The 9,093-nt window shown below is 66.7% G+C and carries 11 protein-coding genes; 3 read left to right on the forward strand and 8 right to left on the reverse strand.

Features of this window, described 5'->3' with window-relative positions; translation table 11 throughout:
• Positions 1-20 precede the first annotated feature (20 nt).
• The 3 genes from AB0J91_RS20065 to AB0J91_RS20075 form a co-directional block, all read right to left on the reverse strand.
• Complete coding sequence (locus AB0J91_RS20065; RefSeq protein ID WP_363870890.1) at positions 21-893, reverse strand: PHP domain-containing protein; 873 nt, start codon at positions 891-893, stop codon at positions 21-23.
• Positions 894-975: 82 nt separating this feature from the next.
• The gene (locus AB0J91_RS20070) at positions 976-1,548 is read right to left on the reverse strand and encodes a PH domain-containing protein (protein WP_363789532.1); all 573 of its coding nucleotides are present in this window, start codon (positions 1,546-1,548) and stop codon (positions 976-978) included.
• A gap of 27 nt (positions 1,549-1,575) precedes the next feature.
• A complete protein-coding gene (locus tag AB0J91_RS20075) occupies positions 1,576-1,740 on the reverse strand; it encodes a hypothetical protein (protein ID WP_165939939.1) in 165 nt (54 codons plus the stop codon).
• 146 nt (positions 1,741-1,886) lie between these two features.
• Here AB0J91_RS20075 and AB0J91_RS20080 point away from each other — a divergent pair, with 146 nt between their 5' ends.
• The 3 genes from AB0J91_RS20080 (at position 1,887) to AB0J91_RS20090 (ending at position 4,134) form a co-directional block, all read left to right on the forward strand.
• The gene (locus AB0J91_RS20080) at positions 1,887-2,315 is read left to right on the forward strand and encodes an NUDIX domain-containing protein (protein WP_363870893.1); all 429 of its coding nucleotides are present in this window, start codon (positions 1,887-1,889) and stop codon (positions 2,313-2,315) included.
• A 515-nt stretch (positions 2,316-2,830) separates the two neighbouring features.
• Positions 2,831-3,910 carry a magnesium/cobalt transporter CorA gene (gene corA, locus AB0J91_RS20085; RefSeq protein WP_363870896.1) on the forward strand — a complete coding sequence of 360 codons (1,080 nt, stop codon included), beginning with the start codon at positions 2,831-2,833 and terminating at the stop codon, positions 3,908-3,910.
• Positions 3,911-3,960: 50 nt separating this feature from the next.
• Complete coding sequence (locus AB0J91_RS20090) at positions 3,961-4,134, forward strand: hypothetical protein (RefSeq protein ID WP_363870899.1); 174 nt, start codon at positions 3,961-3,963, stop codon at positions 4,132-4,134.
• A gap of 248 nt (positions 4,135-4,382) precedes the next feature.
• Here the strand turns inward: AB0J91_RS20090 and ugpC are convergent, their stop codons facing one another.
• From ugpC to AB0J91_RS20115, 5 genes are all read right to left on the reverse strand, one after another.
• Positions 4,383-5,555, reverse strand: coding sequence for a sn-glycerol-3-phosphate ABC transporter ATP-binding protein UgpC (ugpC, locus tag AB0J91_RS20095; RefSeq protein WP_363870902.1), 1,173 nt, complete (start codon positions 5,553-5,555; stop codon positions 4,383-4,385).
• Between the two features lie 4 nt (positions 5,556-5,559).
• Positions 5,560-6,405: a carbohydrate ABC transporter permease gene (locus AB0J91_RS20100; protein ID WP_132627329.1), complete on the reverse strand. Its 846-nt coding sequence runs from the start codon at positions 6,403-6,405 to the stop codon at positions 5,560-5,562.
• Positions 6,405-7,313 (reverse strand): sugar ABC transporter permease, encoded by a 909-nt coding sequence (locus AB0J91_RS20105; RefSeq protein WP_363870905.1) that lies wholly within the window; start codon positions 7,311-7,313, stop codon positions 6,405-6,407. The genes AB0J91_RS20100 and AB0J91_RS20105 overlap by 1 nt, the downstream gene beginning before the upstream one ends.
• Entirely contained in the window at positions 7,313-8,569 is a 1,257-nt protein-coding gene (locus tag AB0J91_RS20110) for an ABC transporter substrate-binding protein (RefSeq protein WP_363870908.1), read from the reverse strand. Before AB0J91_RS20110 ends, AB0J91_RS20105 begins: the two co-directional genes overlap by 1 nt.
• A gap of 208 nt (positions 8,570-8,777) precedes the next feature.
• The coding region (locus AB0J91_RS20115) for a hypothetical protein (protein ID WP_363870911.1) at positions 8,778-9,093 on the reverse strand (316 nt) is incomplete at its 5' end.

Below are 9,093 nucleotides of genomic sequence, written 5' to 3' on the forward strand. Positions count from 1 at the left end.
CAGAACGGCCGACCGGCAGGTCAGCTGATGACCTTGCTCCCGGTGCAGCGGGCGATGATTCGCTCCAACGAGTCGGGGGCCGTGGTCTCCTGGCCGATCCGGATCGTCTTGTTGGTGCCGTGGTAGTCGCTGCTGCCGGTGGGGATCAGGTCCAGCTCGGCGGCCAGCTCGCGCAGCTTCGCCCTGGTGGGCTCGTCGTGGTCGGGGTGGTCGACCTCGACCCCGGCGAGCCCGTGATCGGCCAGCTCGGCGACGACCTCGGCGTTGACCACCGGTCCCCGCTTGTGGGCGAAGGGGTGCGCCAGCACGGTCGCGCCGCCCGCTTCGGAGATCATGTCGATGGCCCGGTGCACGGGGGTGTCGGTGCGCGGCAGGTAGTAGCTGCCGCTGCTGCTGAGGTACTTCGCGAAGGCTTCGTCGACGCTGGCGACCGTTCCGGCCGCGACCAGCGCGCGCGCCAAGTGCGGGCGTCCACCCGGGGAGTCCGGCGGCAGCCCGGCCATGATCGCCTCGGGGTCGATCGGGAAGCCGTCGGAGGCCATCTGGTGCGCCATCTGGTGCAGCCGCTCGCGGCGCTCGACGCGCAGACGCGATTGCTCGTGCACCAGCGCGGGAGACGAGGGGTTGAACAGGTAGGCCAGCAGGTGGACCGTGACCCTGCCGCCACGACCGTCGGGGCTGGAGCAGGACAGCTCCGCACCAGGGACCAACCGGAACGTTCCGGGACGACCGAGTTCGCGCACGGCGCGTTCGGCTTCCGCCCAACCGGCGGTCGTGTCGTGGTCGGTGATCGCGACCGCGTCCAGCCCGGCAGCGACCGCGGTCGCCACCAGCTCCGCCGGTGTGTCGGTCCCGTCTGACTCGGTGGAATGCGCGTGCAGGTCGATGAGCACACCTCAGTGTGAACCATGACCGGCCGCGACGAGGACTCGCGCCGGTGATCCCGAACACGCCGGGACCACCGGACCACGAGAACTACAGCTTCGCCGCTTTCCGCTTGCCCACCGCTGCGCGGCGGGCCTTCAGCATGGAGAAGCGGTCCTGCTGCTGGCCCTTCTTGTCACCGAACACCAGGCCCGAGATCGCGTCCTCGACCTCGGTCGGGTTGGGGACGTACTCGATCCGGTTGAGCGCCTGGATCTGGCCCGCCGACTCGACGATCAGCGTGCCGTACCCCAACATCCGGCCCATCAGCGAGCGGTGGAAGGTCAGGTCGGTGACCTTGGTGACCGGCATCATCGCCACGTTGGTGGTGAAGATCCCCGTGGTCATCAAGAACCTCTTGTCGGTCACCACGATGCGCTCCACGTACCAGTCGAGAACCTGGTAGGTGAAGCGGATCAGCACGACAAGACCGGCGTACCAGAGGATGTTCTGGAACAGCCAGGAGCTGCCGGCGGGCAGCAGGTACGACACCAGCACGAGTCCGACGAGCAACCCCGCCGCCTCGAACAGGTCCCACACCAAGCTGGCCCAGTGACGCCGAACCCGGATCACCCGGCGTTCGGAGTCCAGCAGGTACTCGTCGGGATCCCTAGGAGCGAACAACGCACCCGCCTCCCCGCGATTCTCGCCTTATCCCTGGAAGAGGTTCTGCATGAAGGTGATGACAGCTTCTGCAGCCCCACGAAGACTGGCCAGGATGCCGTTCACGACATTGCTGGCTTGGTCCGGCGCGGAAAACAAGAAGAACAGGAGGAAAGCAACCACTGCCCAGGTGAGGATTTTCTTCATGTTCACTGTGACGCACCCCGTCCGAAAAAGCCCTTGAGTAGCACAGGCGCCTGCTGATCCGTTGTACCGCACTCCGCCCCATTACGGCAGCTTTGTACCGCACTTGGGTCAGTCGTTTCCGGGCAGGCCCGGACCAACTACCCTCCGTGTTGATGATCGTATCTGAGAATCCCGTGATCCGCTGCGTCGGAGCTCTCATTTTTGACCCCCGAGGCAGGTTGTGCCTGGTCAAGCGGGCCAATGATCCTGGCAGGGGCAAGTGGTCGATACCCGGGGGCCGGGTGGAGCACGGAGAATCCGATCATTCGGCGGTACGGCGCGAGGTTTTCGAGGAAACCGGACTCGTCGTCACGGTCGGTGATCTCATCGGCCGGGTCGAGCGCCCCGCTCCGCGCGGAACCTTCGAGATCCTCGACTACTCCTGCCGGAGCAACGAATGGGCGCTTTCCGCTGGTGACGACGCCGCCGACGCAATGTGGGCGGACGGTGCGACTTTCGCCACACTCGATCGAAATGGAGCGCTCACCGCCGGTTTGGCCGAGGCGCTCAGGTCCTGGGATTGTTTACCCCGCAACGAGTGAGCGGGAATGCCGCCGGGTTACCCGTCTCCGACGGAGTACGTGACGATCGGTGGATCGACCCCCGAGTGGAGCCCTTTCCGGGTGCCCGAATTAGTCGACTGGTCCGCTTTCGCGTTCTTGCCATCGCTGCGACCTGTGACGTGAGTTCGACGCAGTTGTCAGCAGCCCACCCGGACGGAGTATGGTTCCCGGTTGGCTGATGCAGTGCCCACCGCTTGTGGTGGATGACCTTCGGGAGGTGAGGGATCGTGAGCAGTAGTACCGACAGCGCGCTTCCGTGCAGTACCAACCGCATCCCCGCCGAGAAGGCCCGTCGCTGATCTGAGCGAGTTGGTTCTCCGGCCCGTCAGGGGCCCGGCCGGGATGCGATACCCCCGCAAGCGAGAGTGATCTCCGCCCGAGGGAACACCGCCGCGGTGCAGCGTCCGGACGACCGTCCGGACGACCGCCGACCGGACCACCACCGGTCTCGCGCCACGCACGTTCCTGGGCCCCGGAACCCCCTGGAGGCCGTCGTGCCGAACCTGCCTTCGCTCGGCCTGCGCAACCGCAACGGTCGCGCGGCCCAGCCCGTCGCTCGCAAGCCCGCGCCGGTGTCCGCCTACGTGGTGGACTGCGCCGTCTACGTCGACGGCCACCGGCTGGAGGGGACCTGGAACCACGCCGACGCCATCGACGAGGTCCGCCGGCGCGGCACCGGGTTCGTCTGGATCGGGCTGCACGAACCGACCGAGGAGCAGATCAACGGCATCGCCGAGACCTTCGGGCTGCACGAGCTCGCGGTCGAGGACGCGGTGCACGCGCACCAGCGGCCCAAGCTGGAGCGCTACGACAACACGCTGTTCATGGTGCTCAAGACGGTCCGCTACGCCGACACCGAGACCCGCACCGCGACCAGCGAGATCGTCGACACCGGTGAGCTGATGGTCTTCCTCGGCCGGGACTTCGTGATCACCGTCCGGCACGGCAAGCACGCCGAGCTGGGCGACCTCCGCTGCCGGCTGGAGGACGACCCCGAGCAGCTGGCGCTGGGCCCGTCGGCGGTGCTGCACGGGGTGGCCGACACGGTGGTGGACAACTACCTGGACGTCACCGAGGCGTTCCAGGACGACATCGACGAGATCGAGGCCGAGGTCTTCGAACCCCGGACCAAGATCGACGCCGAGCAGATCTACCTGATGAAGCGCGAGGTCATGGAGCTGCGGCGGGCGGTGCAGCCGCTGTCGAAGCCGATGCAGCGGCTGGCGGAGGGGTACACGCCGATGATCGCCGAGGACGTGCGCTCCTACTTCCGCAACGTCGAGGACCACCTGGCGCGGGTCTCGGAAATGGTCGGGGCCTTCGACGAGTTGCTGACCACGCTGGTGGATGCCACGCTCGCCAAGATCACGCTCCAGCAGAACACCGACATGCGCAAGATCTCGGCCTGGGTCGCGATCATCTCCACGCCGACGATGATCGCCGGGATCTACGGCATGAACTTCGACTTCATGCCCGAAACCGGTTGGAAGTTCGGCTATCCGATGGTGATGGTCGTGATGCTCGTCGCCTGCATGGTCTTGTTCAAGATCTTCCGGAAGAACAAGTGGCTGTAACGATTCCGGCGCTCGAACCGATGTCGTACGTGGAAGTGAGGAGGTCCGACATGCAAGCGCTGAACACCGCGCCCACCCAGGTGCGACTTCTCCTCACCGCGAGACGAAGTCCCGTGTCTCGCCGGGAGATCGCCGAGAAGCTGTTCCGGCACTCCGCTTGGGTGCAGCGAAAACCCGGCGCGATGTGGGACGTGGTCCCCGCGCCGAGCGCCTGCGCGCGCTGACGGCCCCTGCCCGGGTAGACCGCGGGCCACATCGTGAAAACGGATCTGCAGCAACCAGAATCTCGTTCTCACGTAGGGAGGCACCGCTATGACTCGCCTGCTCTCCAGCAAGCTCACCTTTCTGGTCGCGCTGATCGCGGGCTGGATCGCCACGGAGTTCGTGCTCATCGCGAACCAGCTCTAGATCACCGCGCGAAGGGGACGGTTGCTCCACGCCTCGCGGCCGGAGAACCGTCCCCTCCCATCCGCTACCTGATCGTCTCGCCCGTCTTCGGGTTGAACAGGTGGATCTTGTCGGTGTCGAACCAGACCGAGAGCTCGGAGTTCTCCCGAGCCCGCGACTCCACCGACAGGCGGGTGACGACCTGGCCGTCGTCGGTGGGCACCTCGGAGCTGCCGCTGTCGGCGGCCAGTTCGTCGAGCTCCGCGCTGCTGGCCTTGGCGCCCTGCAGCGTGAAGTAGACGTACTTGTCCGAGCCCATCTCCTCGACCACGTCCACCTCACCGGTGAACGTCGCTCCCCTGGTCTTGACCGCGTCGTCGACCAGCGCGGCGTCCTCGAAGTGCTCCGGGCGGATGCCCAGCACCAGGTCCCGAGGCGCGTCGGCGGCCTCCGCGGCCTTGCGCAGCCCCTCCGGCAGCGGCACGTCGCCGAGGGCGCTGCGCAGCTTGCCCTCCGCGAGTTCCACCGGCACGAAGTTCATCGCGGGCGAGCCGATGAAGCCCGCCACGAACAGGTTCGCCGGGTTCTCGTAGAGGTGCTGCGGCGGTCCCACCTGCTGCACCACGCCGCCGCGCAGCACCACGACGCGGTCGCCGAGGGTCATCGCCTCGGTCTGGTCGTGGGTGACGTAGACGGTGGTGGTGCCCAGCTGCTTCTGCAGCTTCGACACCGAGGTGCGCATCTGCACCCGCAGCTTGGCGTCCAAGTTGGACAGCGGCTCGTCCATCAGGAACGCCTTCGGGCTGCGCACGATCGCCCGGCCCATCGCGACCCGCTGCCGCTGACCACCCGAGAGGTTGGCCGGCCTGCGGTCCAGGTGGTTGCTCAGGTCGAGGATCTTCGCGGCCTCGGTGACCTTGTCCTCCACCGTCGCGTTGTCCACTTTGGCCAGTCGCAGCGGGAAGGCCATGTTCTCGAACACGGTCATGTGCGGGTAGAGCGCGTAGGACTGGAACACCATCGCGATGTCGCGGTCCTTGGGCGCGCGCTCGTTCATCCGCTGCCCGCCGATGCGCAGCTCGCCGCCGCTGATGTCCTCCAGCCCGGCGATCATGTTGAGCGTGGTCGACTTCCCGCAGCCCGACGGACCGACCAGGATCACGAACTCGCCGTCGGCGATCTCCAGGTTGACCTCGTTGACCGCCAGCGCCCCGTCCGGGTAGCGCTTGGTCACCTTGTCCAGCACGATGTCGGCCACTTGCTTACCCCTTCACTGCGCCGGAGGTCAGTCCGGACACGATGCGTCGCTGGAAGAACAGCACGAACAGGATGATCGGAATGGTGATCACCACTGCGGCGGCGGAGATCGTCCCGGTCGGGTCCTCGAACTGCGAGTCGCCGGTGAAGAACTGCAGCGCAACCGGAACCGTTCGCGAGTTCGCCGTCGACGTCAGCGAGATGGCGAACAGGAAGTCGTTCCAGCAGAAGATGAACACCAGGATCGCGGTGGTGAACACGCCCGGCGCGGCCAGCGGTGCGATCACCCGGCGGAACGCCTGCGCGGGTGTGGCGCCGTCCATCTTGGCCGCCTTCTCCAGCTCCCACGGGATCTCCCGGAAGAACGCCGACAGCGTGTAGATCGCCAGCGGCAGCGAGAAGGTGATGTAGGGCAGGATCAGTCCCGGCCAGGTGTCGAACAGGCCCACCGTCCGCTCGATGTCGAACAGCGGCGAGACCAGCGAGACCTGCGGGAACATCGCGATCAGCAGGGACGCCCCGACCAGCGCGCGCTTGCCGGGGAAGTCGAGCCGGGCGATGGCGTAGGCGGCCATGGTGCCCAGCACGACGGCGATCGCCGTGGCGATCAGCGCGATGCCGATGGAGTTCAGCAGCGCGCGGGTGAACTCGGTGGTGGAGAAGATCGCCGCGTAGTTCTCCAGCGTCCACTCGCGCGGGATCAGGTTCCCGTCGGAGAGGGTGTCGGAGGTCTTGAACGACAGCGACAGGATCCACAGCACCGGGAGCAGCGCGTAGGCCACCACGATGACGTTGAGCGCGGCCCACTTGGCTTTGCGCGCGGGCGTCGGTGTCCCGCCGAGGCCGGCCATCAGCCCCTCCCCTTCTCTTCGCTGCCCGGGGCCGCGGTGCCGAAGAGCTTCACGAAGATCCACGCGATGAGCGCGACCGCGATGAAGATCAGCACCGACATCGTCGATCCGATGCCCAGGTTGAGTCCCTTGATGAGGTTGTTGTAGGCGAGCACCGACACCGATGAGGTGTCCTGCGCTCCCCCGGTGAGCACCACGATGTGGTCGAAGACGCGGAAGGCGTCGAGGGTCCGGAACAGCAGCGCGACCAGGATCGCGGGCTTCATCACCGGCAGCATGACCTTGACGAACCGCTGCCAGGCGCCCGCGCCGTCCATCGCCGCCGCCTTGAGCAGGTCGTCGGGGACCAGCGCGAGCCCGGACATCAGCAGCAGCGCCATGAACGGCGTGGTCTTCCAGATCTCGGCGACGATGACGATCGCCAGCGCGCTGCCGTACTCGGTCAGCGGAGCCCCGCTGGGGGCGATGGCGTTGGCCAGGTAGCCGGTGTCCGGGGTCCATGCGTAGCGCCAGCTGAACGCAGCGACGACCGTGACGATGCCGTACGGGATGAGGCTGACCGTGCGCACCAGTCCCTTGCCGACCAGCGCCCGGTGCATGATCAGCGCCAGCGACATGCCCAGCACGAACTCGACCAGCACCGAGACGGCGGTGACGAGGATGGTCACCCAGAACGCGCTCCACCAGTAGGTGTTGGTGAGCACGGTGATGTAGTTGTCGAACCAGACGAACTCGCGCTGGTCCGGGTACTTCAGGTCGAAGCGCTGGAAGGACAGCCAGAACGCGTAGAGGATCGGCCAGCCGGTGACGGCGATCATCACCAGCGCGGCCGGGGCCGCCAGCATCATGCCGAGCCGGCGTTCGGCCCGCTTGCCGTCGCTGACGAGGCCTTCGACGGTGGTCGCCATCAGGGCATCACTCCCTTGGACTCCAGGGCGTTCTGCACCTCGCGGCGCATCCGCTCGGCGGTGGCCTGCGGATCGATCTCGGCGATCGGGCTGAGCATGTTGGACAGCACCGTCGAGACGTTCTGGGCGGCCGGGGTCACCGGTCGCATCCCCGGGTCCTTGAGGGCTTGCAGGATCGTCTCGTGCATCGGGTACTCGGCCTGCAGCTCCGGGTCGGAGTAGAGCGACTCGCTGGTGGGCGGCACGCCGTCGTTGACGGCGGAGAACTTCTGGCTCTCCTTGTCGCGCAGGCACTTCGCGGCCTCGAAGGACAGCTCCGGCTTCGTGGAGTAGCTGCTGACCGCGTAGTTGGCGCCGCCGATGGTGGACTTGCTGGGCACGTTCGGGTCGAGGCCGGGCAGGCGCGCCCAGCCGACCTTCGCGGCCAGTTCGGGCTTCTCCTCCTGCATCGAGGCGTAGACGAACGGCCAGTTGAGCTCGAAGGCCGACTGACCGGTCTCGAACTCCTGCCGCGCGTCGTCCTCCTCGGCGTTGTTCATGCCGGGGCTGGTGACGCCCGCGTTACCGAGGTCGCGCAGGGCTTCCAGCCCGCGCACCGCGCCCTGGTCGACGACGGCGGTCTTGCCGTCCTCGCCGATCACGTGCCCGCCCGCCGATTCCAGCAGCGTGTTGTAGTGCACGTACAGGCCCTCGAACTGCGCACCGGTGAGGGTGATCCAGTGCGGTTTGCCCTCCTGCTTGAGGCGCTGGGCGGTCGAGATCATCTCGCCCCAGCTCTGGGGCGCCTGGGGGACGAGGTCCTTGCGGTACCAGAGGAGCTGCACGTTGGTGTTCTTCGGCGCCGCGTAGAGCTTGTTCTGCCAGGTCGCGGTTTCCAGCGGTCCGGGCAGGGTGTCCTGCTCGACCTCGGCCTTGTCGGCGCCGGTCCACTCGCGGACCCAGTTGGCCTCGGCGAACTCGCCGGTCCAGGTGACGTCGAGGTAGAGCAGGTCCATGCCGGTGTCCCCGGCGGCGAGGCGGCGCACCATCTGCTCGCGCTGACCGTCGGCGTCTCGGGGCAGCTTGTGGTAGACGATGTTGTACTTGCCTGCGGCTTTGGCGTTGCAGCGATCGACGTTGTGCTGCAGGTTCTCCTCGGGTGCGCTGTAGAGGTTGATCGTGTTGGCACTTGCGGCTTGGCCGCATGCGGTCAACGCCGACGCGCACACCAGGGACGCGCCCAGCAATGCCGCCGTACGAGTGCGGCGAACTTTCACTATCGGTCCTTCCGGTGCCCTGGTCGCGAGCGCGACCGAGCTCCCGGGATTCAGCCAACGCTCCGTCGCACCACGACCACCGGCGGTCAGCCGGTGGTCGGAAAGCTAAGGCCCGATGATCACGGAGGGCAAGGACTCTCGAGCCTTGTTGCCAACCCGTGAAGAACCGGTGAACAACCGATGCAACCGCTCCCCCATTAGCCCCGGATCACTTAGCCGTTTCGGCCGCCAGAGCAGGGTTTTCGTTGAAACCAAGACGAGAGGAAGCAGGGGTCACAAGGGGCCCAACCGTCAAGCGAGCGACGAAGTCGCCTCCCCGAGCAACCGGCACCGCGGCAGGTTCTGAGCGGCTCTCCACGAAGAACAGCCGCAGCACCGTGTATCGGAGTTCCTCCGCGCGTTCGCTCACGGCGTGAGAATTCGAATTTCGCGCGAAATTCGAGTCGAGACTTTGCCGTTCGAATTTCGCGCGGAAATATAAAAAGGCTAGCGGGGGCAGTGGTGGGGGGGAGGTGTGGGGGGCG

Origin of the sequence: Saccharopolyspora sp. NPDC049357, assembly GCF_040677225.1 — a bacterium.
In the GTDB taxonomy this organism is placed as follows: Bacteria; Actinomycetota; Actinomycetes; order Mycobacteriales; family Pseudonocardiaceae; genus Saccharopolyspora.